The following is a 25,191-nucleotide window of genomic DNA, read 5'->3' on the forward strand; positions in this document are numbered from 1 at the left end:
GCGAAATCGGGCTGAACAAAAAGGACAACTGTTCAATTCAGTTTGTGGGCACCCGCGGCGGGTTCGACGGTGAAGACGCGCGGTGGGGCGAAACCTGTTGCGGCGAAGCGGTTCACGATGTGTTCGGCGACGCGGTCGGCGTGGTCGACCAGGGCGATGATGCTGCCGCCGAAGCCGCCGCCGACCATGCGCGCGCCATGGGCGCCCGCGTCGAGTGCTTCTTCGACCGCGAGATCCAGTGTGGGCGCGGAGACTTCGAAGTCATCGCGCAGGGATCGGTGCGAAGCGGTGAGCAGCTCACCGATCTCGCGTGGGTCCGTGCTGGTCCGCAGCTTGTCGGCGACTGCGAGGACCCGCGCGTTCTCGGTGACCACGTGGGTGGCGCGACGCCGTAGCACTGAATCACCCAGGCGCGGAAGGTCTTCTGAGGTGGCGTCGCGCAGAGCGGGCAGGTTCAGTGCGTCTGCGGCAGCTTCGCATTGGGCTCGACGTTCGGCGTATCCGCCGTCGGACAGGTCGTGCGGTTGGCCGGTGTCGACGACGAGCAGCGTCAAGCCCGCTGCTTCCAGGTCGAACGGTATCTGTTCGGTGGCACCGAGTTCCGCCGCCGTGAACGCGCGGACATCGAGAAACAGCGCATGACCTGCGGCACACAGGATCGAGGCTGACTGGTCGAGCAGGCCGGTCGGCACACCGGCGAAATCGTTCTCCGCCGCCCTGGCGACCTTGACCATCTGCCGATCGGTGATTTCGGGAGCGAACAGATCGCGCAGCGCGATCGTCACCGCGCAGCACAGGGCCGCCGACGAGGACAGGCCCGCACCTATCGGCACCGCGCCGTCGAGTTCGAGGTCGACCCCGCGGACGCGATGACCACCGCGAACGAACTCGTCGACGACGCCGAGCGGATAGCGCGCCCAGCCGGGCAACCGATTCCGCTGTGCCACGAGGGCGTTCAGCTGCACTTCGACGGTGTCACCGGGCCGTTGCGCCGAGGTGAGCCGCACCAGCCCGTCATCGCGTGGTTCGGCCGCGCACACGACACCGAGTGACAGCGCGATGGGCAGCACGAAGCCGTCGTTGTAGTCGGTGTGCTCGCCGATGATGTTGACCCGGCCCGGCGCGATCCACTTCTGCACGCGTACTTCCCCTTCCGCTCCCTGCGACGATGCCCCCACCGAACACCGCGGCGGGCAACCGTCCGGCACCGGGTGCCGAATCGGTATCCGGTAATGCTCCCAACACATCGACAGCGAGGACGTGGACGTGTCATGATCGACTGAGTTGTAAAGGTTTTGAGCGTCGGCGCCTGCCGGCTGGGGATAGTGCTCGAACAACAACACTCGGTGCTCTCGGCCGATACTTCGAGTGATTCACCGGCCTTCCGTTCGATCGGCGCTCGTCGCGTGCGCAGCAAGATCGAGGGGGGCTGATGACCATCAGCGAAACACCGAGCGGCAGCCGACGGTGGTGCGTGGTGTTGCTCGGCGCGGCGGGGGCGGTGCTGATCGCGCCGCTGACGGGTGGGCGCGCGCTGCCGTTTCTGCTGCTCATCGTGATCGTGGCGGGGTCGCTGGCGATGATCGGGTACGGCATGTACCGCCATCGACCCGCCCATCGGCTGCCCTGGTATCTGCTGGCCGCCTCGGTGCCGCTGTTCGCCGCCGGTACCGCGATACGCGCGCTGGGGCTGCACCAGGGTTGGCACCCCGTCGACGATCTGTGCACCCTGGCCGCCTCGCTGTGTCTCGGGTTCGCCGCCGTGGGCTGGTTGCAGCCGCGCACCCTCCGCAATGCCCGTGACCTGTGGCTGGATTCGGCGCTCATCGGACTCAGCACGCTGCTGGCCTCGTGGACCTTCCTGATCTCGCCGATTCTGCGCCACGGCACCGGTCTCGTCGATACCGCGCTCGCCGCGAGCTATCCGGTGATCCACGCCCTGCTGGCCACGGTGCTCGCGCATTCGCTGGCGACGGTGGTTCGTTCGGAGACGTCACTGCGGTTGTTGCAGGCTGCGCTGATCGCGGTGCTCGTCGGCGGTGTGCTCGAAAGCCTCACTGCCGCAGGCACGATCGCGGTCGATCCCGAGTTCGCGCTGGTGCCACAGCAGTGGGCGTATCTGCTGGCCGGGCTGGCCGCGGTGCAGCCGACGATGGGCGCGCTCCGCGACACCGAGGACGTACACCCGCACCGATCACGCCAGCGCGCCGGAATGATCGCGGTGGCGTTGGTGGCGGCCTCGCTGATCAGCGTGGTCGGCGCCGATCTCGGCGTCGGCGATCGCGTGGTGATCTGTTCGCTGCTCACCCTGCTGCTGGTGGGTGTGCTGGTGCGCAGCGAACGCGCCATCGGCCGCAGTATGCGCAGCGAACGCCGGGCGCAGTATCAAGCCGACCACGACCTGCTCACCGGCCTGTTCAACCGCGCCGCCCTGCTGCGCGCACCCCACCGCTACCGCGACCAATGGGCCGGAAAACCGCTGTGCCTGCTGTTCATCGACCTCGACGGCTTCAAAATGGTCAACGACAGCTACGGCCACGCCGTCGGCGACGAACTCATCGCCAACGCCGCCTCCCGCATCCGCCGCACCACCACCGCAGGCGACCTCACCGCCCGCTACGGTGGCGACGAATTCGTCATCCTGTCCCCCCGCACCCGCGCCGAAGCCGCCATCCTCGCCGAACACCTCCTCGGCGCCTTCATCCGCCCCTTCGAACTCAGCTGCGGCGAAATCCCCATCACCGCCAGCATCGGCGTCGCCTGCATAACCACCCGCCCCACCGAAAAAACCATCTACGACCTCATCCGCACCGCAGACGCCGCCATGTACCACGCCAAGGAATACCGCCTAGGCCTGACCTTCCACGAAGAGATCCGAAAGTCAGCCCCCCACCGCCCCCACCAGCTGCGCGCAGCGAACCCCACCACGACAGCGGTCTGAACTCAGCTCCGAATCACTCAGTCCCCCAACTCCTCCAACAACTTCCGCGCAGCCTCCAGCTCAGCCTGCAACTGCGCCACCTTCGCCTGCTGAACCTCCCGAGCAGCCTCGAGAATCCCCGCCACCACTTCCTCCACCTCAGGATGCAAGATCTTCGCAGCCTGGGCGACAGCCGCACTGCTCACAGCCATCCCCTTCACACTGCGCTTCTTCCCGTTCACCACATCGACAGTCCACTCACCGTCGGCCGTCCCGGTGAGCGTGACGGTCACCTCGGCAGGCTTGGTCTTGCGCGCCGCGGGAGCTTTCGCCGGACGGGGCGCGGCCGGAGCGGGCTTGGGGGCGTCGTCAGGTACCGGGGCGAGCGACCTCGGCGCGGGCGTGGCGGTGCTCGGCAGGGTCGACGGCTGGGTCACAGTGTTGTCCTTTCGATTGCTCGGCGCGGGGACAATCTCCTGGCGGGTCCGGGTGGAACCGCCCGGCGCTACCGTAGTCCCGCGGGCCGGCTTGGTCAGCGTCACCTCGCTCGGGCCGAACGAGAGCACATCTTTGGAACCGGTGGGCCGCACCTGCAGGAAGTCGCCCGCGGACGGGTCGTCGAGCGCGACGACCTTGCCCGACTTCCCCTCGGCGACACCGACAGCGGCGGAGGTGAACCACACCATCGGCGGTTTGCCCTCGGCGAGCTCGCCTGCGATTCGCGCGAGCTCGGCGTCGGAAAGGACCGGCGGTGCTGATCGGCGGGATGCGGACTTGGTGCTCGGCGAGGACATCGTGGACTCCGGGGGTTGGTGCTACAGCGTGGTCTGAGCACCGATGATGCACCACGGCACCGACAAGTTCTTCCCCGAGCCGACATCGCGGCCCCAAAACGCCTCTCGTGACAGGTTTCCCGCCGCTGCGCGATCAGACGGGAATGGCGTTTCCGCGCGTCGTCGGACGGATGTTCTCGCGCACGGCGGCCACATCGCGATAGCCGTTGACCGCCATCAACAGGTCCGCTTCGGCGGCGTAACTGCGCAGCATATGCACCAGCCCGCGCACGCCACCGAGCGCGAGCGCGTACACATACGGCCTGCCGAGCCCGACCATCGTCGCGCCGAGTCCGAGCGCCTTCACCACATCGGCACCCGAACGCACCCCGGAGTCGAACAGCACCGGCACCCGGTCATTACACGCGGCCACCACCGCGGGCAGGGTCTCGAGCGCACTCAGACCGCCATTGGCCTGGCGCCCACCGTGATTGGAGCAGTAGATGCCGTCGGCGCCGAAGTCGATCGCCTTGCGCGCGTCCTCGGGATGGGAGATGCCCTTGAGGATCAGCGGCAGGTCGGTGAGCGAACGCAACCAGGTGAGGTCGTCCCAGGTCAGCGAGTTGCCGAAGGTCGCAATCCAGTGCAGGACAATCATTTTCGGGTCGTCGGAGCCGACCATCTGCTGGAAGACCGGGTCGCTGGTGTAGTTCTTCAGGACATGCCCACGCAACTGGGGGAAGTTGCCGCTGGCCAGGTCGCGCGGCCGCCAGCCGGGCACCCAAGTGTCGAGGGTGACGGTGATGCCGGCATAACCGGCGGCTTCGGCACGGCGCACCAGACTCTCGGCGAGCTCACGGTTCTTCGGCGTGTAGAGCTGGAAGAACGAGGGCGTATCGCCTGCGTGCGGGCGTACCTCTTCGAGCGGATCCTCCATCAACGTGGAGTACATCGCGGGCACCCCGGTCTGCGCCGACGCCTTCGCCACCGCGATATCCCCGTGGCCCTGCTCGCCGACCAGCCCGATCACCCCGACGGGCGCGAGGAACAGCGGGCTGGCGAAGGTATGGCCGAACGCCGTGACGGTGAGGTCGCGCTCGGTGGCACCGACCAGCATCCGCGGCATCAGACCCCAGTCCGCGAAGGCCTCGGCATTGCGGCGCTGCGTGAGCTCGTCGCCCGCACCGCCCGCGATGTAGTTCAGCAACGAATCCGGCAGTGCCGCAGTGGCTTTACGCTCCAGCGTCGCGTAATCCATGGGAAACTCGGGCTGGATCCCACCGAGCGCGGCCAGGTAGATCTCGTTCTGGTAGTCGGCGAACTGACTCATTGCTGCACTTTCGCACGCCGACCCGGGGTCACGGACCGCAGGGGGGATGTAAGGTGCGTCATACTCGAAAATACGAGATTGTGAGTGCCCCTGCCGTGACCGTCGTCGAACACTCGGCTGCGCCCGCCGATCCGGACGCCCTACTCGCCGATCGCTTCCATTGCGATGCCATCCGTCACCTGACTCGCCTCGCGCTCGGGCTCTCCCAGGACTCGATGGATCTGCTGACCTCGGTCACCGACCGACTACGCGCCGCCGAGGGCGCCCTGCGCGATCCGCTCACCGCCGACCTCGGCTTCGACTGACCCTTACCGCCGCCGCACGGTGAGCGCCGCGAGATCGGCGAGCCGATGCGCGCGGGCGATCTCGGCGGGTGTGAACGGTTCGTCCGGACGCACGAAACCCCAGCGCCGATCGTCGCTGTCCAATTCCAACAGCGTGCCCTCCCCTGGTTCGGGCACCTCCGGCGTGCCGGGCGCGAGATAGCGCGCGCCGAGCAGTTCGGCTACCGCCAACGGCAATTCGTCCGGATCGCCGACGATGCGGGCGGCGATAGCCAGCGCTTTGGTCTGCCCGTCGATCAGCGACAGCACGGTCGCCGGCCAGACCCGCACCTGCGAACCTCCCGCGTGTTCCACGGCCGCGGTGATCGTGGGCGCCGTGACCTCGACGGGGGCGGCGACGACGAGTTCGTCGAGTACCGCGTCCTCTAGTTGGTGCACATGCACGGTGAGAATGTTGGCGTCGCGGTGCGCGAGATGTTTGGCCAGGGTCTCGAGCGCGCCGGGTCTGTCCGCCAGGCGCACGCGGATCCGCCAGAGCGCTGGCGCGGCGTCGATGCGCTCGCGAGTGCGCAGTTCAGGGCTGTGCAGCCAGCCGCCGAGCACGCGCATCGCCGACGGTTCCACCACCCAGATCACCAGGATCGTGGTGGTGATCGTGAGCAGGGCGACGGTGAGCAGGTACGGCGGGTGCAGGTGCACGACCAGCGCGTGCAGCGCCAGCTCCACCGGGAACACCGCGGCGAGTTTCGCCAGGGTGAGCCTGGTCCGGCCCGGATGCGGGAGTCGGCCGCAGACCTCGCAGGCCAGGGCGTTGACACGGGGTCGCACTGCGAATCGCCACATGGAAGTCAGGATCGGTGGCCTTCGTGTCGATCTTGGACGAGGTGCGTAACGGCGAGGTGAAAGGCGACGCGAAAACCGTTGACCTGCAAGAACTTCCCCCGTGATACCGAACACGCACCCGGCTTCTCTGTGACTGCCGACACCTTCCATCGCGATAGGCGACGGCAACAATTGTGACTCGTCTCACCGAAAATCATTGACAAACCCACAGAAGCGGGCATAAAACAACATGAGTACAGATTCACGCCAGACCGGAGGAACCCATGTACGCCGAGGAACGGCAGCAGGCGATCGCGACCCTCATCGGGCATCGCGGGCGTGTCTCCGTCGCCGAACTCGCCGACCAGTACGGGGTCACCACCGAGACCGTGCGCCGCGACCTCGCGGTACTCGACCGGCTCGGCGTGATCCGGCGAGTGCACGGCGGCGCGGTCGGATCCGGTGCGCTCACCACCTTCGAACCGGGCACCGCCGAGCGCGACAGCACCCGCGCCGCGGAGAAGGACCGGATCGCCGAACTCGCCCAGCGATACCTCCCGCGCGCCGGTGGCAGCGTGCTGTTCGACGCGGGCACGACGACCGTGCGGGTGGCCGCGGCCATGCCGATCGACGTCGACCTGGTCACCGTCACCAACTCGCTGCCGGTCGCCGCGCGCCTCACCGGATTCGCCGGGGTGCGCTTGCACCTGCTCGGCGGGCGGGTTCGCGGGGTCACCCAGGCCGCCGTCGGCGCCGAGACCCTGCGACTGCTCGGCGAACTGCGGGTCGACGTGGCGTTCCTCGGTACCAACGCACTCACCGTGCGGCACGGGCTGTCCACCCCCGACCCCGAGGAGGCGGCCGTGAAACGCGCGATGATCGCCGCCGCCGATCGGGTCGTGGTGGTCGCCGACGCGAGCAAGATCGGGCGCGAGGACTTCGTGCGATTCGGCGATACCGCCGACATCGACGTCCTGGTCACCGATACCGACATCCCGGCCACCGCGCACGCGGAACTGGTCACCGAAGGAATCGAGGTGGTGTCCGCATGATCGTCACCCTGACCGCGAACCCGAGTCTGGACCGCACGGTCACGCTCACCGAGCCGTTGCGGCGCGGACAGGTGCATCGCGCGGCGAGCGTCACGTCGCATCCCGGTGGCAAGGGGGTGAATGTCGCGCGGGTGGTGTCCGAGGGTGGGGCGCCGGTGCTCGCGGTGTTGCCCGGGGCCGAAGACGATCCGGTGGTGCACGGATTGCGCACTGCCGGAATCGAATTCCGTACGGTGCCGATCTCGGGAGGGCCGCGGGTCAACCTGACCATTGCCGAAACCGACGGCACCACAACCAAAATCAACGAGCCCGGCCATCCCCTCGACGCTCGGGATCTGGCCGAAATCACCGCACTGCTCGTCGAATTGACGGCAGGGGCCGAGTGGATCGTGCTGTCCGGATCACTGCCGCCGGGAGTTCCCGTCGACTGGTACGCGCGGCTCGTCGCCACATTGTCGCTGTTACCCAACGGAACTCGACGCACCCGCGTCGCCGTCGATACCTCCGACGCACCCCTGCTCGCCCTGTTCGCCGAATCGGTCGGCCCCGTGCCGGATCTCGTCAAACCGAACTCCGACGAACTGGCCCAGCTCACCGGTCTCGATCCCGTCGACCTCGAAAACCCCACGGCCGCAGCCGAAGCCGCCGCATCCTTGATCGACCGCGGCGTCGGCACGGTGCTGGCCACCCTCGGCGCGGCAGGCGCGGTCCTGGTCACCGCCGACGACGCGTGGTTCGCCGCTGCCCCGCCGATCGTCCCACGCAGCACCGTCGGCGCGGGCGACTCGGCCCTGGCAGGCTACCTACTCGCCGACCTCGCGGGCGCCTCCCCCGCCGACCGCCTGCGCACCGCCGTCGCCTACGGCAGCGCAGCCACCGCCCTGCCCGGCACCGGGCTACCCGGCCCTGCCGACATCCTTCTCGAGGCAGTCACGGCCCACCCGCTCACTGCCAACCGGCCGCAGGCTCCGGCATGAGCACCGCTACTCGGTCGCTGATTCGCGACCCGACCGCGTGCGCGGACCATCACCCCGCGTGCTCGACCGCAACCGGTCGGCGCCGATAGCCCGGCCGACCGCATCGCCCCCCTGCTCTACCCCCACTCCGGAAAGAACACGACGATGGCCGATTCGATCATCACTCCAGACCTGATCACGCTCGACGCCGACCTCGGCGCCGACAAGAGCGCCGTGATCACCGCGCTCGCGAACAAGCTCGCCGCCGCGGGCCGCACGACCGATGCCGCCTCGGTGAGCATGGCCGCGCTGGCCAGGGAGGCGCAATCGGCGACCGGCCTACCCGGCGGCATCGCGATCCCGCACTGCCGATCAGCCGCCGTCACCACCGCGTCGCTGGGGTTCGCCCGCCTGTCCCCCGCCGTCGACTTCGGCGCGCCCGACGGGCCTGCCGACCTGGTCTTCCTGATCGCGGCTCCGGAAGGCGCGGGGGCCGAGCACATGAAGCTGTTGTCGTCGCTGGCTCGCGCACTGGTTCGTCCGGCCTTCGTCGCCGATCTACGCGCCGCCGCGACCCCGGCGGATGTGGTCACCCTCGTCGACGGCGTCATCAATCCCGCGCCGACCGGATCCACCACCGCGACAACATCTTCCACCGCTGCGGCAGGCACAGCGGCGACCGGATCGACGGATGCAACCGGGTCCTCCGTCGACGGCGCAACAGGTTCGACCTCCGCCGGCGGCGAGCCCGGCACGACTGCGGCCTCCGGCTCGTCGGCCACCGGTGTCGGCGCGGCCGCAGTCACCGCCGGTGTCGCCGCCTCCGGCGCGGCTGCGTCCGGTGCGGGAACCGACGGCGCTACGGTCAGCACCGCGAAGGCCGGAGCACCCAAGAAGATCGTCGCCGTGACCGCGTGCCCCACCGGCATCGCCCACACCTATATGGCCGCCGACTCCCTGACCGCGGCGGGCGAACGCGCAGGTGTGGACATCGCAGTGGAAACCCAGGGCTCCAGCGGCGGCGACAAACTCGCTCCGTCGACCATCGCCGAGGCCGACGCCGTCATCTTCGCCACCGATGTCGGAGTGAAGGACCGCAGCCGATTCGCGGGCAAGCCGGTGATCGAGTCCGGCGTCAAACGCGCCATCAACGAGCCCGACAAGATGATCGCGGAAGCCGTTGCGGCCAGCGATACTCCGGGTGCCGCCACGGTCGGCGGCACCACGCCCACACCCTCGGACTCGGCGGCCAAGGGCATCGGCTGGGGTACGCGCCTGCGCCAGATCCTGCTCACCGGCGTCAGTTACATGATCCCGTTCGTCGCCGCAGGCGGTCTGCTGATCGCGTTGAGCTTCCTGCTCGGCGGCTACGAGATCTCCGACAGCGCGAAGACGATCGTGCTGGACAATTCGATCACCGACCTGCCCGACGGCGGCCTGGCCATCTACTTCGGCGCGGTGCTGTTCCAGATCGGCTCGCTCGCGTTCAGTTTCCTCGTCCCCGCACTGGCCGGATACATCGCCTTCGCGATCGCCGACCGCCCCGGTCTCGCACCGGGTTTCACGGCGGGCGCGATCGCGGTGTTCGTCGGCGCGGGCTTCCTCGGCGGTCTCGTCGGTGGTCTGGTGGCCGGGTTCGCGGCACTGTATGTGAGCAAGCTGCCGGTGCCGGTCTGGGCGCGTGGGCTGATGCCGGTGGTGGTCATTCCGCTGCTCGCCTCGGCGATCGTCGGCCTGTTGATGTTCGTGCTGCTCGGCAAGCCGCTGGCCGCGGTGACCAACGGGCTCCAGGATTGGCTGTCGGGCCTGTCCGGCACCTCCGCGGTCGCGCTGGGTGTCATCCTGGGCGTGATGATGTGCTTCGACCTCGGCGGGCCGGTCAACAAGGCCGCGTACTCGTTCGCCGCCGCGGGCCTGTCGGTGAACGATCCCGCGACCCTGCGGATCATGGCCGCGGTGATGGCCGCCGGCATGGTGCCGCCGCTGGCGATGGCACTGTCGACGCTGGTCCGTCCGCGTCTCTACACCGAGGCCGAACGCGAGAACGGCAAGGCTGCCTGGCTGCTCGGCGCCTCGTTCATCTCCGAGGGCGCCATCCCGTTCGCCGCCGCCGACCCGCTGCGCGTACTGCCGTCGATGATGGTCGGCGGGGCGGTGACCGGCGGTTTGATCATGGCCACCCAGGTCACCCTCAGCGCACCGCACGGCGGCATCTTCGTGTTCTTCGCGATCGGGCACATCGCCTGGTTCGTGGTCTCGCTGCTGGCAGGCACCGTCGTCGCGGCTCTGTGCGTGACCGTCGCCAAGGAGTTCACCCGCAAGCAACAGCCTGCATCGCCCGTTCTCACCACCGCGTAAATCCATCCACACAAGGAGATATCCCATGGCAAGCACCACCGTCACCGTCGGCTCCTCGGTCGGCCTGCACGCCCGCCCCGCGGCCCTGATCGCCGAAGCTGTCGCCGCGGCAGGCGTCCCGGTCACCATCGCGGTCACCGGCGGCGACCCGGTCGATGCGGGCTCGGCGCTGCTGATCATGACCCTCGGCGCGGGCCAGGGCGCGGAAGTCGTGATCAGCAGCGACGACCAGCCGACCCTGGACAAGATCGCCGAACTCGTCGCCAGCGACCTGGACGCATAACCCCGGATAACGCGAAAGGCCCGGAACCAGTGGTTCCGGGCCTTTCGTTTTGTAGCGGGGACAGGATTTGAACCTGCGACCTCTGGGTTATGAGCCCAGCGAGCTACCGAGCTGCTCCACCCCGCGTCGGTGTGAACACAACATTACACACAGGTGCGCGCGGGTGCCAAATCGCAAGGTCAGTGGGGGTTTTCTGGCCGATATGCGCAATCCTCGCCGGGCAACGCAGCGCTTCGGGGGGTTCGAATGTGACAGCAGTCACACATTTCAGCAACTACTCGCGGCGGGGTCGAGTTCCGGTGAGTGGCGTCACTATTACCTCGTGATCCCGAACACATAACGACCCAATAACAGACCGCTCGGAATCTAGGTATTCCCACTGGCTATGCACCGTAAACATCGATAAGACGTCTATTCCATTCATAGAATTGCCTCGTTATCAAGATGTGATCGTCATCGATTCTTTGGTTAGCGTCTCCCTCATGACTGAGACCCGGAAATTCAGCACCCGCGCCCTTGGCGTCGCCGCCATCACCGGCGCCCTTGTTGCCGTTCCGTTCGGCCTCGCCACCGGCACCGCCTCCGCCGCCGCCTACAACTGGGACGGCGTCGCCCAGTGCGAGAGCGGCGGCAACTGGGGCATCAACACCGGCAACGGCTACTACGGCGGCCTGCAGTTCTCGCAGAGCACCTGGGCAGCCAACGGCGGCCAGGGTTCGGCGCACAACGCCAGCAAGGAAGAGCAGATCCGCGTGGCGGAGAACGTGCTCGCCAGCCAGGGTGTCGGCGCGTGGCCGCACTGCGGCCAGTACCTGCAGTCGGGCGCGTCCACCCCAGAGCCCGCTGTTGAAGAGCCTGCCGTCGAACTGCCCGTCGAACTGCCCGCCCAGGCCGAGACCGAGGCCCAGCTCGCCGTCGAGCAGGCCAAGGCCGCCGGTCAGGCGCTGGCCGACCAGTACGGTGTCGCGGTTCAGTACCAGGACCTGCTCAGCGCCCATGCTCCGCTGATCGCCTCGATCGGCGGCTGATCCAACCGTTCCCCCTGCACAAGAAGGGCCCCGTCATCGTGACGGGGCCCTTCTTGCTGGTCGGTTACCGGCCTGCAGCGTCCTGGTACGCCTTCATCGCGACGTCCAGTTCTTCCAGTGCCTTGCCGTAATCGGTGAAGTTGCCCGACCGCATCGCCGTGCGCACCGCCTCGATCTTGCGGCTGACCTCGGCGGCCGCGGCCTCCTGGGTCGGCGAACTCGCGGGCGGCGTTGTCCCCGGCTGCGGTGTCGTCCCGCCGACGGGCGGCGTCACGGTGCCCTGGTCGACCGGTGGGGTCGCTCCCGGCTTCGGCTTCACCGCGGGATCGCCACCGAACGGTGTCGCCAGCGAACCCGCACCCGGCATCACCTGATTCAGTGCCCCGGCCAAGGTCGAGTCGTAGCCGACCTTCACGCTGCCCGCCGCGTCGCGATAGCTCACGAGCACGCGCAGCAGCTGCGGGAACGTCGACGAACCGGTGTTGCGTTCGTTGTAGAACGGTTCGACGTAGAGGATGCCGCCGTCGGCCACCGGCAAGGTGAGCAGGTTGCCGTAGCGGATCTTGTTCGAGTTCGACAGCAGGGTTTTCTCGCGCGAGACCGCGTCAGCGGTGGTCATCGAGTTCTGTGTCTGTTGCGGACCCTGGGTCTGGGAGTCGGTCGGCAACTGCAAGACGGTGAACTTGCCGTAGTTCTCGGGATCGGAGCGCACCGAGATGTAAGCCGAGAGGAACTGCCGGTTGTAGCCGACCATCGCCGAGGTCAGGTTGAACGCCGGCTTGTTGGTCTTCGGATCACCCAGCAGCACGTAGTACGGCGGCTGGTTGAACGTGCCGCCCTCGATCGTCGGATCGCTGGGCACCGACCAGAACGCGTTGTTGGTGAAGAACTCTCGCGGGTTGTCCACGTGGTACTTCGTGAGCATGTCGCGCTGGACCTTGAACAGGTCCTCCGGGTAGCGGAAGTGCGCGCGCAACTCGGGCGAGATCTCGCTCTGCGGCTTCACCGCGTCCGGGAACACCCCGCGCCAGGCCTTGAGGACCGGGTCGACGGTATCGGTCTCGTACAGGGTGACGGTGCCGTCGTAGGCGTCGACAGTGGCCTTCACCGAGTTACGGATGTAGCTCACTTCCTTGCGCGGGATCACACGCCCGGTCTTCTTGTCGATGCTGTCCTCGACCGCGCCGTCGAGCGAGGTCGGCTGGGCGTAGGGGTACTTGTCGAGGGTGGTGTAGGCGTCGACGATCCACTTGACGCGGCCGTCGATCACCGCCGGGTAGGCGTTGCCGTCGGTGGTGAGCCACGGTGCGACCTTCTGCACCCGGTCGCGCGGACCACGGTTGAACAGGATCTTGGAGTCCTCGCTGATCGCGGAGGAGAACAAGATGTTGCGCTCGGCGTACTTGGCCGCGAAAGCGAGCCGGTTGAACCAGTTCCCGATCGGCACACCACCGCTGCCGTCATAGGTGAATTGCGCTTCGTCGGAGTCGTATTCGCGCGGGGCCTGGCCCTCGGCGGTGCCGACGATGGCGTAGTCGGGATCGGTCTGAGCGATCAGCTCGCCGTAGTAGATGCGCGGCTGGTCGACCTTGATCTGCTGGTCCTCGACCTTGGTGAACAGGTCGCTCACCATGAACAGCGGATAACCCGAATCGCTGCCGCCCGCGGCACTCTGCGCCTCGGACTGCGGCTTGTTCACCCGATTGGCTGGAGCGGCGACGAAGCCGTTGCCGTGGGTGTAGACGGTGTGCTGGTTGATCCAGTCCTTCTGGTTACCCGACAGCGCGGCCGGGTGCAGCTCGCGCGCGGCGACGATGTAGTCCTGCAGATCGCCGTTGAGGTTGTAGCGGTCGATGTCGAGGGACTCGGGGAAGCCGTAGAAGTTCTTGCGCTGCTGCAGCTGGGTGAAGGTGGGCGAGAGGATGTTCGGGTCGAGCAGCCGGGCGTTGCCGATGGTCGCCGCGTCGGCGGGCACCTCCAGCGGGCTCTTCGCGGAACTGCCTCGATAGTTCTGGTACTCGACCTTGTCGTCGGTGATCCCGTACGCCTCGCGCGTGGCTTGGATATTGCGCTCGATATACGGACTTTCCTTCTCGGCGGCGTTGGGGCGCACCGAGAACTGCTCGACCACCATCGGCCACACCGCACCGACCAGGATCGACGACAGCACGAGCAGCGCCGCCGCCATCGCGGGAACGCGCAGGTCGCGCAACACGATTCCGGTGAAGAACGCCAGCGCGCAGATCACCGCGATCGACAGCAGGATCAGTTTGGCGGGCAGCACCGCCATGATATCGGTGTACGACGGCCCACCGAACGTTGGTTCTTTGCGCGTACTCGACAACAGGTCGTACCGGTCGAACCAGTACGCCACCGCCTTGAGCAGCACGAAGATTCCGGCGATCACCGCGAGCTGCACGCGCGCGGCCCTGGTGAGGGTGCCTTCGCGCCCGGCCAGCCGCAGGCCGCCGAACACGTAGTGGGTCACCAGGTTCGCGAAGAACGCGATCACCACGGCGACGAACAGCCAGTTCAGCACCATCCGGTAGAACGGCAGATCGAAGGTGTAGAAACCGATGTCGAGGCCGAACTGCGGGTCCTGCTGACCGAACTCGCCACCGTGCAGGAACAGCTGCACCGTCGCCCAATTCGACTGCGCCACCAGCCCCGACAGCACGCCGAGCAGCACCGGGATACCGATGCCGAACAGGCGCAGCTTGCTCATCACGGTCGTGCGGTAGCGCGCGATCGGATCGTTGGGCCCGGCGACCGGCACGAACACCGGCCGCGACCGGTAGGCCAGCAACAGCGCCGCCCAGACCACCAGGCCGACGAACAGCGCGACGGTCACGAACAAGATCAGTCGCGTGACCAACACGCCGAGATACACACTGCGATAACCGACCTCGCCGAACCACAACCAATTGGTATAGGCGTCGGTGAAGCGGGGCCCGAGCAGCAGCAGCGCCGCGAGGACGACTGCTGTCACAAGCAGCACACGGCTGCGTCGGGACAACGAAGGTAAGCCGGTGGGGGGCCGCATGCCCACGGTGCCACTCTCCATGCTCCGGCGGTTCCACACCGTGAATCGGTGTAGTCACCGCAGTCCGAATGTTGCGGGTGATCCGGGGGGTCATCCCCGCTCGCGCGAGGAGCATTGCTTGCCGGACCGTTGGCGCCCACTCTACGGAAATCGGACACCGTGCAAGCGCGTGGGCCGAAAATGATTGGATGTGCGGGTGACCGAAGACGAGCACGCCGAAGTTCTCCTCGCCCGCTGTGTGCGCGAGGTCGTCGAGTTCGCCGACGCCGAGGGCTGGGGAAACCCGCCGCAGATGTTCGCGTTGGTGCCGACCGCCGACCTGGCCGCGGCTGAACCCGACCTGCAGGACCAGCTCGACGACGGCAGCGAACTGACCCCCGTTGCCCAGGAAGCCTTTCCCGACGACATCACCGGCGGGTCGATGGCGCTCGACGAATTCCTGGCCACCACCACCTGGCCGCCCGCGGTCGAGGGCTGCGTGCTGGTGCAGGAGATCGTGGTGCTGCCACCCGACGCCGAGAGCGATCTCGACGAGGCCCTGGTGCCGCTGCTGGCCGACGACGAAGCCGCGGACGCGGCCGGGCGCGCCGCCGCGCACGCGCACCCGGGTCGCCGCGACGCCCGGCTCATCGCGGGCGTGCTGCGCCAGGGCGCGACCCTGTGCCTGCTGCAGATCCGCCCCGAAGACGACGACGGCTTCGGCGACCTCGACCTGCGCACCTACCCCGACCTGGCACCGGGCCTGGTCGAGGCCCTGCACCACACGTTGGAGTGACTACCCGCAGCTAATAGGTTCGCGACCCTCGTTGATGGCGGTCAGTGATGTGATCGCGCTGTCGAGGGTGTCGACCTTCACCAGGCGCAGGCCCTCGGGAAAGCGCTGAACTGCCTCGTTGCAGTTGTCGGCGGGGACGAGGAAGGTTTCCGCGCCCGCCTCGCGCGCGGCGATCATCTTGTACTGGATGCCACCGATCGGGCCGACCTTGCCCTCCTGATCGATGGTGCCGGTGCCCGCGACGAACTTGCCGCCGTTGAGTTCGCCGGGAGAAAGCTTGTCGATCAGCGAGAGGCTGAACATCAGGCCCGCCGACGGTCCGCCGATATCGGCGAGGTTGAACTCGACCTCGAGCGGCGGCCGTCCGCCTTCGCCGGGGGTGATGCCGAGGTAGCCCTTGGCCTCGTCGCCGGGACGCGGCGCCAGGGTGATCTGGCTGGTCTGCTCGGCGTCGCCGCGTCGGTAGACGACGGTGATGGCGGTGCCGGGGCCTTTGGTGCCGACGATGTCGATCACATCCTTGGGCGCGGTGATCGGGGTGCCGTCGATACTGATCAGCTGGTCGCCGACCTCGAGCACCCCGTTGGCCGGGCCTTCCTCACCGAGTCCGCGCACCAGCACGACCGTCGGCATCTTCAGGTAGTGCAGCGCGGCGACCTCGGCATCGCTCTCGGAATCCTTGAAGTCCTGCTGGTTGGACTTGTCGACTTCCTCGCGCGACACGCCGGGCGGGTACACCTCGGCGCGCGGTACGAGGCCGTGCTCACCGCTGACCCAGAACCCGAACGCCTCGAACAGGTTCAGCCCGTCACGCACCGACACGGTCGTCATATTGAGGTGCCCGGTCGTGGGATCCAGCGGTGCGCCGGTGACATCGACCACCGGCTTGCCCTCCACCTGGCCGAGGGTGTCGAAGGTCGGCCCGGGCCCGAGGGCGACGAACGGCACGGTGACCACGCTGCCTGCCACACCGAGCACGAGAACGGGAACGAGGGCGACGATCAGGGTGAGGATCCGACGATTCACTCCGACCACAGTAGTGATCGACGGCCGTGACCGACGGCAGTGGCACGCAATTGCGGTGCGGGTCATGTCGGGCGATTTCGCGAAGCGCGAACACCGAAGCCCCAGGGGTCCCGCGTAACGTAAGAGGTATGAGCGATCTCCCCTTCGGCTTCTCGACCGGCGACGACGACGAGTCCGGCAAGCGTCGCGACGAGGGCAACGGACCCGGCGGAAACGATCCGTTCGGCTTCGGAGCGGGCGCCGCCGGTGCGGGTGGGTTCGATCCGTCGCAGCTGGGCCAGATGCTGAGCCAGCTCGGGCAGATGATCAGCGGCATGGGCCAGGGCATGGCCCCCGGCGGCACCCAGTCCGGTCCGGTCAACTACGACGTCGCCAAGCGGTTGGCCCGCCAGCAGCTCGGCTCCACCATCGCCCCGATCGCTGCGGGCACCACCACCGCGGTGACCGACGCGGCGCACCTGGCCGAGCTGTGGCTCGACGGCGCCACCGTGCTGCCCGCGGGCGCCACCAAGACGGTCGCGTGGACGCCGAACGACTGGATCGAGGAGACGCTACCCACCTGGAAGCGCCTGTGCGATCCGGTGGCCGAGCAGATCTCGGGCATGTGGACCGCGCAGCTGCCGGAGGAGGCCAAGCAGTTCGCGGGGCCGATGGTCGGCATGCTCGGCCAGATGGGCGGACTGGCGTTCGGTTCCCAGCTCGGTCAGGCGCTCGGCCAGCTGGCCAAGGAGGTACTGACCTCCACCGATATCGGCCTGCCGTTGGGGCCTGCCGGTACCGCGGCGCTGCTGCCGACCGCGATCTCGGCGTTCAGCGAAGGGCTCGAGCAGCCCGAGAGCGAGATCATGGTCTTCCTGGCCGCCCGTGAGGCCGCCCACCAGCGGCTTTTCGCGCATGTGCCGTGGCTGCGCCAGCAGGTGCTCGGCGCCGTCGAGGGTTACGCGCGCGGTATCAAGATGGACTTCTCCGCGATCGAGGAAGCCGCGCAGGGCATCGACCCGATGTCGCTGAGCGACCCGTCCAAGCTGGAGGAACTGCTGTCGCAGGGCACGTTCGAGCCGCAGACCACACCCGAGCAGAAGCAGGCGCTCGAGCGCCTGGAAACCCTCCTGGCCCTGATCGAGGGCTGGGTCGATGTCGTGGTCACCGATGCGGTGGGTGAGCGCCTGCCGGGCGCGGGCGCGCTGTCGGAGACGCTGCGGCGCCGTCGAGCGTCCGGTGGACCCGCCGAGCAGACCTTCGCCACCCTCGTCGGACTGGAATTGCGGCCGCGCAAGGTCCGTGAGGCGTCGGCACTGTGGCGGCGGCTGACCACCGATGCGGGAATGGAGCGCCGCGACAAGGTGTGGGAGCACCCCGATCTGCTGCCCGATTCCACCGATCTCGACTCCCCCGCCGGGTTCATCGACTCGGTGATCGGCGGCGGCACCGGCGCTTTCGACGATCCGCTGGCCCAGCTGGCCGAGACCGAGGCGCGCGAACGCGACGCGGCCAAGGCCAAGGATGCCGACGAAACCCCGCGTGACGAAGGCGATTCCGATACCGGCAAGTCCTGATCCGTACCGCCACCGAGGTCGATGAGAAAACTTTCGATCTCGGTGGCGCAACACGGTTCCACGGCTAACGGTCGTCGGAAATCGGTGCGCTGACCCGCCGTACACAGGTTGTTCACAGTTCGAAGTCGCCCTGCCGACACGCCGAAAGCCTGTGGATAACTACGCTTTCGGCACGAGTTGCGGTATCGCCGGGTGCCGATACTTCTGACATGACGACCACCTCTCCACTGCGCGGCCCGATGCTCCATCCGCGAGTGACCACCCTGGTTCGCCCGTCCGGCACGGTCCAGCTCGGCTGGGACCCCGAACGCGCGCTGCTGCTGGAAACCACCGACCACGACACCGGCACCGTGCTCGCCTTCCTGCGACTGCTCGACGGCCTGCAATCGAGACCCCAGATCATCTGGCGCGCAGGCGAATTCGGCATCAGTCCCGATCGCACGATGGGTATGCTCACCGCGATCGAGCGAGCGGGGTTGCTGCTGGAACCCGAACCGAAGCTGGGCAAGATTCGCAGCATCACGGTGCACGGGTTGGGCCCGCTCTCCGATGCCGTGGCGATCGGGTTGCGGCGCATGGGCATTCGGCCCACCCGCTCGCGCGAGTATCGGCCCGGCACGGCGGTCGGCGCTGCTGCGGGCGAGCTGGTGGTGCTCACCGACGCGTTGATGATCGATCCCGGATTGGCGGTGGATCTGGTGTTGCGCCGCGTGCCACATCTGCAGGTACGGGTCCGCGACGGGGTCGGCGTGGTCGGCCCGCTGGTGCTGCCCGGCGAGACCAGCTGCCTGCGCTGCGCCGACCTGACCCGAGCCGGATTCGATACCGACTGGCCGCATCTGGCCGCCCAGCTCCTCGGCCGCACCGGGCACGCCTCCCCGGCCGGCATCGCCGCGACGACAGCGCTGGCGCTCGGCGAACTCGAGGCAATCATCGCCTGCTCGCCCCGGCGGGCACCACGCACCCTCGATGCCACCGTGGAATTGGACCTCGACACCCACGAGATCCAGCGCCGACCGTGGCTGCCACACCAGGACTGCGGCTGCCGGAACATGACCGCGCGCGCACCGGGAACGTCGCGGTGACGGGCATCGCAGCGGCCGGTGTGAGCATTCTTATGGCACACACCCCGCAGGTTCGGCCATGATGGGTACCGTGTCCGAGATCGTGCGCCGCAGTTCCAGCCGCAATGCCAAGATGGCCAAGATTCCTCTCGGCATCGCCGGACGAGCCGCCGTGGGGTTCGGCAAGAAGCTCGTCGGCGGTGACAAGAAGCAGATCAACGCCAACCTGAACCAGAAGGCCGCCGAGCAGCTGTTCACCGTGCTCGGCGAGCTCAAGGGTGGCGCGATGAAGTTCGGGCAGGCGCTGAGCGTGATGGAGGCCGCCGTCCCTGAGGAGTTCGGCGAGCACTACCGCGAGGCGCTGACCAAACTGCAGGCCGCGGCACCGCCGATGCCCGCCGCGACGGTCCATCGGGTGCTCGACCAGCAGCTGGGCACCAAGTGGCGGGACCGCTTCACCTCCTTCGACGACTCCCCCGCCGCCTCGGCCAGCATCGGCCAGGTGCACCGTGCGGTGTGGTCCGACGGGCGCGCGGTGGCGGTGAAGGTGCAGTATCCCGGCGCCGACGACGCGTTGCGCGCCGACCTGAAAACGCTGTCCCGGATGACCGGGCTGCTCTCCTCGGTGATCCCCGGCGCCGATGTGAAGCCACTGCTCGCCGAGATCACCGAGCGCACCGAGGAAGAGCTCGACTACCGCATCGAGGCCGCCAACCAGCGCCGCTTCGCCGCCGCGTTCGAGGGGCACCCCACCATTACGGTGCCGAAGGTGGTCGCCGGTTCGCCGAAGGTGATCGTCACCGAATGGCTCGACGGCACCCCGGTATCGGCGCTGATCAAGGCAGGCGCCGAGGACCCAGCGGGCACCCTCGCCCAGCGCAACCGGATCGCCGAGCTGATGGGGACCTTCCATTTCAGCTCACCCGAGCTGGTCGGCCTGCTGCACGGCGACCCACACCCCGGCAATTTCCTGATCCGACCCGACGGCACTCTGGCCGTCCTCGACTTCGGCGCCTGCGCGCCGATGCCCGGCGGCTTCCCGGAGATCCTCGGCCGGATGCTGGCCCTGGCCGTCGCCGACGAGCACGCCGCGCTCACCGAACTGCTCTACGGGCACGGCTGGGTCATTCCGGGACGGAAGGTGACCCACGAGGAAATCGAGGCGTACCTGCGCCCGTTCAGCGATCCGATCCGCACCGACACGTTCCACTTCACCCGCGCGTGGATGCAGCGGGTAGCGGGCAAGGCCTCGGAGTTCTCCAGCCCGGAGATGAAAACCGCTCGCGCCCTACAACTTCCGGCCGAATACCTCACCGTCTTCCGGGTGCTGGGCGGTTCGGTCGGCATCCTGGCTCAGCTCGACGCCGAACTCGGTTTCATGAACCTGGTCCGCACCTGGGTCCCGGGCTTCCGCACCGAACAAGCCTCCTGAAAGCGCCCAGCCTCCAACGCAAAACGAACCGCTCACCATGACGAGGTGAGCGGTTCGCTTGCGGTACAACCCTTTTCCCGGTTCATGCTGTGTTTATTCGGCATGCTCGGGCGGCCTACGTGGTTACGCTCCGCTGCCGCCTCCGACCGCTGACCGCTCATGCCATGATCGCGACCTTGCGCGGGCGGCCGCGGGGGCGCTTGCGGGCGATCACGACACCCTGGTCGAAGATCTCACCGCCCCAGACGCCCCACGGCTCGGCGCGGTCGATGGCCGCGGTCAGGCAGGTCTTGCGGATGGGGCAGGCCGCGCACAGCTGCTTGGCCTGCTCCAGGTCGGTCGGGCTCTCAGCGAACCACAGATCGGGGTTTGCCCCCCGGCACGGCAGAGTCTTGGTGCCCTCACGGACACGAGAGGTCTGCGCCTCGGTGCGGCATGTCACGTCAGTAGTGGCCGTCGGCCAGTCCTGGGCGGTGAACACGTCGTTCTCCTTCAGCTCGTTTGCAGCGGTGGAATGTTCGGTGTGCGAACCCGGTGCCTACGGCTGAGGAGCCGAAATAAATATGGCCACGGATTTCGCTTGTCGCGATCCGTGGCCAGGAGGTCTGGGAGGTGTTCCCTACCTAGTTCGACATTTCTGTCGATTCCTGATCACGGAAGCTGGGTGGACGCGGACGCGGATTGCGCCGATGAACTCCGGCGCGTAACCGGCTTCATCGGCGGGTGCTGCCGGTGCCGCAACGGCGGTCGGCTGCCAACCCACGCTGGGCTTGTCCTGGAGACGAATCGGAGTGTGCTGATGCACGACAGTCATCGGCACGGCTTTGGCATCGCCGCCGGACAGGCCGGTCCCCTGCAGAGCGAGGACCCCCCGGGAGGCGGACATGACAAATTCGTTCACCAGGACGCGATTCACCGAGACTTGATCGGCGAACGTCTCGAACGTGGTGTTCGTGTTCGTGTTCATGTGTCTGCCTCCCTCCTGAACTCGTGTGTGAACAATTACCGCGCACCGACATCTCTCGGTGCGTGTTCTCCACCATAGGCAATGATCGAGAACCTAACAACTTATTTTCTACCTGGGGTTATGTGCTCTTCGCTCGCAAACGTGAAGCAACGATGGCGAGCACGTCGGCACCGTAGTCTTTGATCTTCTGCGGGCCGATCCCCGCGATGGCCGCCAGCGCCGCATCGTCGGTGGGTAGCTGTTCGGCGATCGCGGTGAGTGTGGTGTCGGTGAAGATCACGAAGTCGCGCCTGCGCAGGGCTTCGGCCTTCTCCGCACGCCACTCGGTGAGCGCCTCCAGCAAGAGCGGGTCGACCTCACCGGGGCACCGCTTGCAGCGGCCGAGCATGGTGGCGTAGGTACCGAGCAACGGCTTGAGGCACACGCGGCACAGCGGCCGTTTGGACTCGGCCGAACTCGGGACCTCGACCGCGATCCGGGTGGCAGGCGAACTGTCCGGAATCAGCCCGGTGAGGAACCGCGAGCGGGTGACCGGACGGGAGTCGCCGCTGGCTTGCATGCGCCGCTGGGTCCACGACAGGTTCAGGTGTTCGCGGGCCCGCGTGACACCGACGTAGAGCAGCCGCCGTTCCTCTTCCAAGCCCGCCTCGTCGACGGGCCCGTTCTTCTTGCCGAGCACGTGGAAGATCGGCAGCGTGCCGTCGGTGAGCCCGGCCAGGAACACCGCGTCCCATTCCAGGCCCTTCGCCGCGTGCAGCGAGGCCAGGGTGACGCCGTCGACGGTGGGTGGGTGTTTGGCCTCGGCGCGGGTCGCGAGTTCGCGCAGCAGCGCGGTGAGGTCCAGTTCGTCGTCGTGGCTGACCAGTTCCTCGGTGAGCTGCACCAGCGCCAGCAGCGAGGACCACCGCTCCTTGGCCTGCGCACCGGCCGGTTCCTCGGCGGTGAGCCCGACCGGCGCAAGCGCGGCCCGCACCAACGTGATCAGCGACGATCCACTGCGAGCCTCGTCGGGCAGGTCGTCGCGCGAGTCGACCTGACGCAGCGCCAGCACCGCCTGCCGCACCTCTTGCCGATGGAAGAACCCCTCACCACCACGCACCTGGAACGGAATCTCGCGTGCGGTCAGCACCTGTTCGAACGGTTCCGACAGGGCGTTGGTCCGGTACAGCACCGCGATTTCGGCGGCGGGTGTCCCGTTGGCGATCAGCTTCTGGATCTGCCCGGCGACGGCCTCGGCTTCGGCGTGGGCGTCGGCGTATTCGGCGAATTCCGGTTCGGGACCGTCCGGCCGCTGGCCGATCAGAGCTAGACGAGTTCCCGCGATGCGTCCCCGCGCGGCCCCGATGACCTGGTTCGCCAGCGCCACGACCTGCGGCGTCGACCGGTAGTCGCGTTCGAGCCGGACCACGGTGGCGTCGGGGAAGCGCCGGGAGAAGTCGAGCAGGTAGGAGGGGGTGGCGCCGGTGAACGAGTAGATGGTCTGGTTCGCGTCACCGACGACGGTGAGGTCGTCGCGTTCACCGAGCCAGGCGTCGAGCACTCGCTGCTGCAGCGGCGTGACGTCCTGGTATTCGTCGACGACGAAACTGCGGTAGCGCCCGCGGAATTCGTCGGCGACGGCCGGGTAGTCCTCCAACGCGGCCGCGGTGTGCAGGAGCAGGTCGTCGAAGTCGAGCAGCAGGCCGTCGGCGGAGGCTTTCGCGGATTCGTAGCCCTGGTACACCTGCGCGACCTTGTCCACATCGACCGGCGCGTCCCGGTGATGTCGGGCGGCGGCGGCCGGATAGTCCTCGGGCGCGATCAGCGAGGCCTTGGCCCATTCGATCTCGCTGAGCAGGTCACGCACCATTTCGGTGGAGGCGCGCAGCCCCGCTCGTTGCGCGGCCTGCGAGACGATCGGGAATTTGCTGTCGATCAGCCGCCACGGCACATCTCCCACCACCTGCGGCCAGAAGTACCGCAGTTGCCGCAGCGCCGCGGCGTGGAAGGTGCGCGCCTGGACCTGTCCGGCGTCGCCGCCGAGCCCCATCGTGCGCAACCGATTGCGCATCTCCCCCGCCGCCCGCGCGGTAAAAGTCACCGCGAGCACTTGGTCGGCCTTCACATGTCCGCCCGCGATCAGATGCGCGATCCGATGCGTGATCGTCCTGGTCTTGCCCGTGCCCGCACCGGCGAGAACGCACACCGGCCCCCGTGGTGCCCGCACCGCGGCGGCCTGTTCCGGGTCGAGGGCGGTGAGATCGAGTGCTGGCACGCGCACCATCATGACAGCGCCCACCGACAACTTGCCGCGACGGGCAAGGAACACAGCGTCACCCTGCGACGTTGCACATTCCGTGACTGAACCAACCCCAGATCTGACGATGTACTCGACCACGTGGTGCGGCTACTGCCGACGCCTGCGAACCCAGCTCGACGAGGCGGGCATCACCTACACGGTGATCGACATCGAGGACGACCCCGCTTCGGCCGAGTTCGTCGGCAGCGTCAACAACGGCAACCACGTGGTGCCGACCATCAGGTACCGCGACGGCTCCACTGCTACCAACCCGTCGCTGGCCGCGGTCAAGCAGGCGTTGGCCGCCCAGCAGGCCTGATTCAGTCCGCCCAGGACTCGATGATCGATCGGGCGATCGAGATGGATCCGGGCACGAGCAGTCGTGCGCCGGGTTCCCTCGCCGACCAGTCGCCGACCTGCAGCGCGGCCCGGACCTCGTCGCGGGTGAACCAGTGCGCTTCGGCGATCTCGCCATCGGAGAACACGAGTTCCTGATCGGGGTCGCCGACCGCGGCGAAGCCGACCATCAGCGAACGCGGGAACGGCCACGGTTGGCTGCCGAGGTAGTGGATATCGCGCAGGTCGACGCCGACCTCTTCGCGGACCTCGCGTTCCACGCAGTGTTCCAGCGATTCGCCCACCTCGACGAAGCCGGCCAGCAGCGAGAACATCGTCTCGGGCCAGCTCTGCTGCCGGGCGAGCAGCACGCGATCGGCACCGTCGTGGACCAGGCAGATCACGGCGGGGTCGATGCGTGGAAATTCTTCCTCGCCGGTGGCGGTCAGCCGCGACCAACCACCGCGCGCCGACGTGGTCGCCGTGCCGTCACCACCGTGGTACCCGGCGCGGTCGTGCCAGTTGAGCAGCGCGTACGCGGTGGACAGCAGTTCGGCGGTGAAGTCGTCGACGGCGCCGAGCGTGCGCAGATCCTTCAAGGTGCCGTCGAGTTCGGGCGCTCGCGTGGCCCACAGGTGGCGGCCGTCGACGACGCCGAGGAACACCGTGCCCTCGCCGGGGCCGTCGGCCACCGCGGCGGCCGGGTCGAGGATGATCCTGCCGTCCTCCACCCGTACTTTTCCGCGCGGGTCGATTCGCAGAATCTTCGCCTTCCCCCACCCTTCGCGCAGCGCGCCGGGATCGAGCCGGGCATTCTCAGCCCGGTCGATGGTGGAACGTGACAGCAGCGGAACGTCTTTCAGCCGGAACGACACATGCCGAGCATAGTGGGCACCGACGCGTCGGCG

General features: G+C 67.8%; 22 protein-coding genes and 1 tRNA gene. 12 read left to right on the forward strand and 11 right to left on the reverse strand.

The genetic code is table 11. The features are described from left to right. Positions 1-32: 32 nt before the first annotated feature. The gene (gene galK / locus ACFWUP_RS21315) at positions 33-1,139 is read right to left on the reverse strand and encodes a galactokinase (protein WP_379236843.1); all 1,107 of its coding nucleotides are present in this window, start codon (positions 1,137-1,139) and stop codon (positions 33-35) included. Between the two features lie 293 nt (positions 1,140-1,432). Here galK and ACFWUP_RS21320 point away from each other — a divergent pair, with 293 nt between their 5' ends. After that, on the forward strand, positions 1,433-2,941 hold the full coding sequence (locus ACFWUP_RS21320) for a diguanylate cyclase (RefSeq protein ID WP_379236844.1): 1,509 nt from the start codon (positions 1,433-1,435) through the stop codon (positions 2,939-2,941). 17 nt (positions 2,942-2,958) lie between these two features. Here ACFWUP_RS21320 and ACFWUP_RS21325 read toward each other — a convergent pair whose 3' ends face one another. Further along, positions 2,959-3,714, reverse strand: coding sequence for a DUF6319 family protein (locus ACFWUP_RS21325; protein ID WP_379236846.1), 756 nt, complete (start codon positions 3,712-3,714; stop codon positions 2,959-2,961). A gap of 133 nt (positions 3,715-3,847) precedes the next feature. Next, positions 3,848-5,023 carry an alpha-hydroxy-acid oxidizing protein gene (locus ACFWUP_RS21330; RefSeq protein WP_379236848.1) on the reverse strand — a complete coding sequence of 392 codons (1,176 nt, stop codon included), beginning with the start codon at positions 5,021-5,023 and terminating at the stop codon, positions 3,848-3,850. 80 nt (positions 5,024-5,103) lie between these two features. On the opposite strand from ACFWUP_RS21330, the gene ACFWUP_RS21335 reads away from it, so the two are divergent. Then, positions 5,104-5,328 carry a hypothetical protein gene (locus ACFWUP_RS21335; RefSeq protein ID WP_379236850.1) on the forward strand — a complete coding sequence of 75 codons (225 nt, stop codon included), beginning with the start codon at positions 5,104-5,106 and terminating at the stop codon, positions 5,326-5,328. Between the two features lie 3 nt (positions 5,329-5,331). Here ACFWUP_RS21335 and ACFWUP_RS21340 read toward each other — a convergent pair whose 3' ends face one another. Beyond that, the gene (locus ACFWUP_RS21340; RefSeq protein WP_379236852.1) at positions 5,332-6,150 is read right to left on the reverse strand and encodes an amino acid-binding protein; all 819 of its coding nucleotides are present in this window, start codon (positions 6,148-6,150) and stop codon (positions 5,332-5,334) included. A gap of 263 nt (positions 6,151-6,413) precedes the next feature. Here ACFWUP_RS21340 and ACFWUP_RS21345 point away from each other — a divergent pair, with 263 nt between their 5' ends. The 4 genes from ACFWUP_RS21345 to ACFWUP_RS21360 all read left to right on the forward strand — a co-directional run bounded on the left by ACFWUP_RS21345 (position 6,414) and on the right by ACFWUP_RS21360 (position 10,778). Next, positions 6,414-7,181, forward strand: a complete 768-nt coding sequence (locus ACFWUP_RS21345) for a DeoR/GlpR family DNA-binding transcription regulator (protein WP_379236854.1) — start codon at positions 6,414-6,416, stop codon at positions 7,179-7,181. Next, positions 7,178-8,158, forward strand: a complete 981-nt coding sequence (locus ACFWUP_RS21350) for a 1-phosphofructokinase family hexose kinase (protein WP_379236856.1) — start codon at positions 7,178-7,180, stop codon at positions 8,156-8,158. The genes ACFWUP_RS21345 and ACFWUP_RS21350 overlap by 4 nt, the downstream gene beginning before the upstream one ends. 144 nt (positions 8,159-8,302) lie before the next feature. Next, entirely contained in the window at positions 8,303-10,495 is a 2,193-nt protein-coding gene (locus tag ACFWUP_RS21355; RefSeq protein WP_379236858.1) for a fructose-specific PTS transporter subunit EIIC, read from the forward strand. A gap of 25 nt (positions 10,496-10,520) precedes the next feature. Then, on the forward strand, positions 10,521-10,778 hold the full coding sequence (locus tag ACFWUP_RS21360) for an HPr family phosphocarrier protein (RefSeq protein ID WP_379236860.1): 258 nt from the start codon (positions 10,521-10,523) through the stop codon (positions 10,776-10,778). Positions 10,779-10,830: 52 nt separating this feature from the next. Here ACFWUP_RS21360 and ACFWUP_RS21365 read toward each other — a convergent pair. After that, positions 10,831-10,904, reverse strand: a tRNA-Met gene (locus tag ACFWUP_RS21365). Positions 10,905-11,260: 356 nt separating this feature from the next. Between ACFWUP_RS21365 and ACFWUP_RS21370 the strand changes: the two genes are divergently transcribed. After that, the gene (locus tag ACFWUP_RS21370; RefSeq protein WP_379236862.1) at positions 11,261-11,806 is read left to right on the forward strand and encodes a transglycosylase family protein; all 546 of its coding nucleotides are present in this window, start codon (positions 11,261-11,263) and stop codon (positions 11,804-11,806) included. A 64-nt stretch (positions 11,807-11,870) separates the two neighbouring features. On the opposite strand, the gene ACFWUP_RS21375 is transcribed toward ACFWUP_RS21370, so the two are convergent. Next, positions 11,871-14,855 carry a UPF0182 family protein gene (locus ACFWUP_RS21375; RefSeq protein ID WP_379236864.1) on the reverse strand — a complete coding sequence of 995 codons (2,985 nt, stop codon included), beginning with the start codon at positions 14,853-14,855 and terminating at the stop codon, positions 11,871-11,873. Positions 14,856-15,045: 190 nt separating this feature from the next. Here ACFWUP_RS21375 and ACFWUP_RS21380 point away from each other — a divergent pair, with 190 nt between their 5' ends. Continuing rightward, positions 15,046-15,624: a PPA1309 family protein gene (locus tag ACFWUP_RS21380; protein ID WP_379236866.1), complete on the forward strand. Its 579-nt coding sequence runs from the start codon at positions 15,046-15,048 to the stop codon at positions 15,622-15,624. On the opposite strand, the gene ACFWUP_RS21385 is transcribed toward ACFWUP_RS21380, so the two are convergent. Next, complete coding sequence (locus ACFWUP_RS21385; RefSeq protein WP_379236868.1) at positions 15,625-16,650, reverse strand: PDZ domain-containing protein; 1,026 nt, start codon at positions 16,648-16,650, stop codon at positions 15,625-15,627. Positions 16,651-16,778: 128 nt separating this feature from the next. Between ACFWUP_RS21385 and ACFWUP_RS21390 the strand changes: the two genes are divergently transcribed. From ACFWUP_RS21390 to ACFWUP_RS21400, 3 genes are all read left to right on the forward strand, one after another. Continuing rightward, a complete protein-coding gene (locus tag ACFWUP_RS21390) occupies positions 16,779-18,206 on the forward strand; it encodes a zinc-dependent metalloprotease (protein ID WP_379236870.1) in 1,428 nt (475 codons plus the stop codon). Between the two features lie 209 nt (positions 18,207-18,415). Next, a complete protein-coding gene (locus ACFWUP_RS21395; RefSeq protein ID WP_379236872.1) occupies positions 18,416-19,291 on the forward strand; it encodes a TOMM precursor leader peptide-binding protein in 876 nt (291 codons plus the stop codon). A 58-nt stretch (positions 19,292-19,349) separates the two neighbouring features. After that, the gene (locus tag ACFWUP_RS21400) at positions 19,350-20,702 is read left to right on the forward strand and encodes an ABC1 kinase family protein (RefSeq protein WP_379236874.1); all 1,353 of its coding nucleotides are present in this window, start codon (positions 19,350-19,352) and stop codon (positions 20,700-20,702) included. A gap of 157 nt (positions 20,703-20,859) precedes the next feature. On the opposite strand, the gene ACFWUP_RS21405 is transcribed toward ACFWUP_RS21400, so the two are convergent. The 3 genes from ACFWUP_RS21405 to ACFWUP_RS21415 all read right to left on the reverse strand — a co-directional run bounded on the left by ACFWUP_RS21405 (position 20,860) and on the right by ACFWUP_RS21415 (position 23,935). Continuing rightward, positions 20,860-21,183, reverse strand: a complete 324-nt coding sequence (locus tag ACFWUP_RS21405) for a WhiB family transcriptional regulator (RefSeq protein WP_379236876.1) — start codon at positions 21,181-21,183, stop codon at positions 20,860-20,862. 138 nt (positions 21,184-21,321) lie between these two features. Continuing rightward, entirely contained in the window at positions 21,322-21,669 is a 348-nt protein-coding gene (locus ACFWUP_RS21410) for a hypothetical protein (RefSeq protein ID WP_379236878.1), read from the reverse strand. Between the two features lie 118 nt (positions 21,670-21,787). Then, positions 21,788-23,935 (reverse strand): ATP-dependent DNA helicase UvrD2, encoded by a 2,148-nt coding sequence (locus ACFWUP_RS21415; RefSeq protein ID WP_379236982.1) that lies wholly within the window; start codon positions 23,933-23,935, stop codon positions 21,788-21,790. Between the two features lie 97 nt (positions 23,936-24,032). On the opposite strand from ACFWUP_RS21415, the gene ACFWUP_RS21420 reads away from it, so the two are divergent. Next, complete coding sequence (locus ACFWUP_RS21420; RefSeq protein WP_379236984.1) at positions 24,033-24,266, forward strand: mycoredoxin; 234 nt, start codon at positions 24,033-24,035, stop codon at positions 24,264-24,266. 1 nt (position 24,267) lies between these two features. Here ACFWUP_RS21420 and nudC read toward each other — a convergent pair whose 3' ends face one another. After that, positions 24,268-25,158 (reverse strand): NAD(+) diphosphatase, encoded by an 891-nt coding sequence (gene nudC, locus ACFWUP_RS21425; protein WP_379236880.1) that lies wholly within the window; start codon positions 25,156-25,158, stop codon positions 24,268-24,270. Positions 25,159-25,191 lie beyond the last annotated feature (33 nt).

The organism is Nocardia sp. NPDC058658 (assembly GCF_042716665.1).
Classification (GTDB): domain Bacteria; phylum Actinomycetota; class Actinomycetes; order Mycobacteriales; family Mycobacteriaceae; genus Nocardia.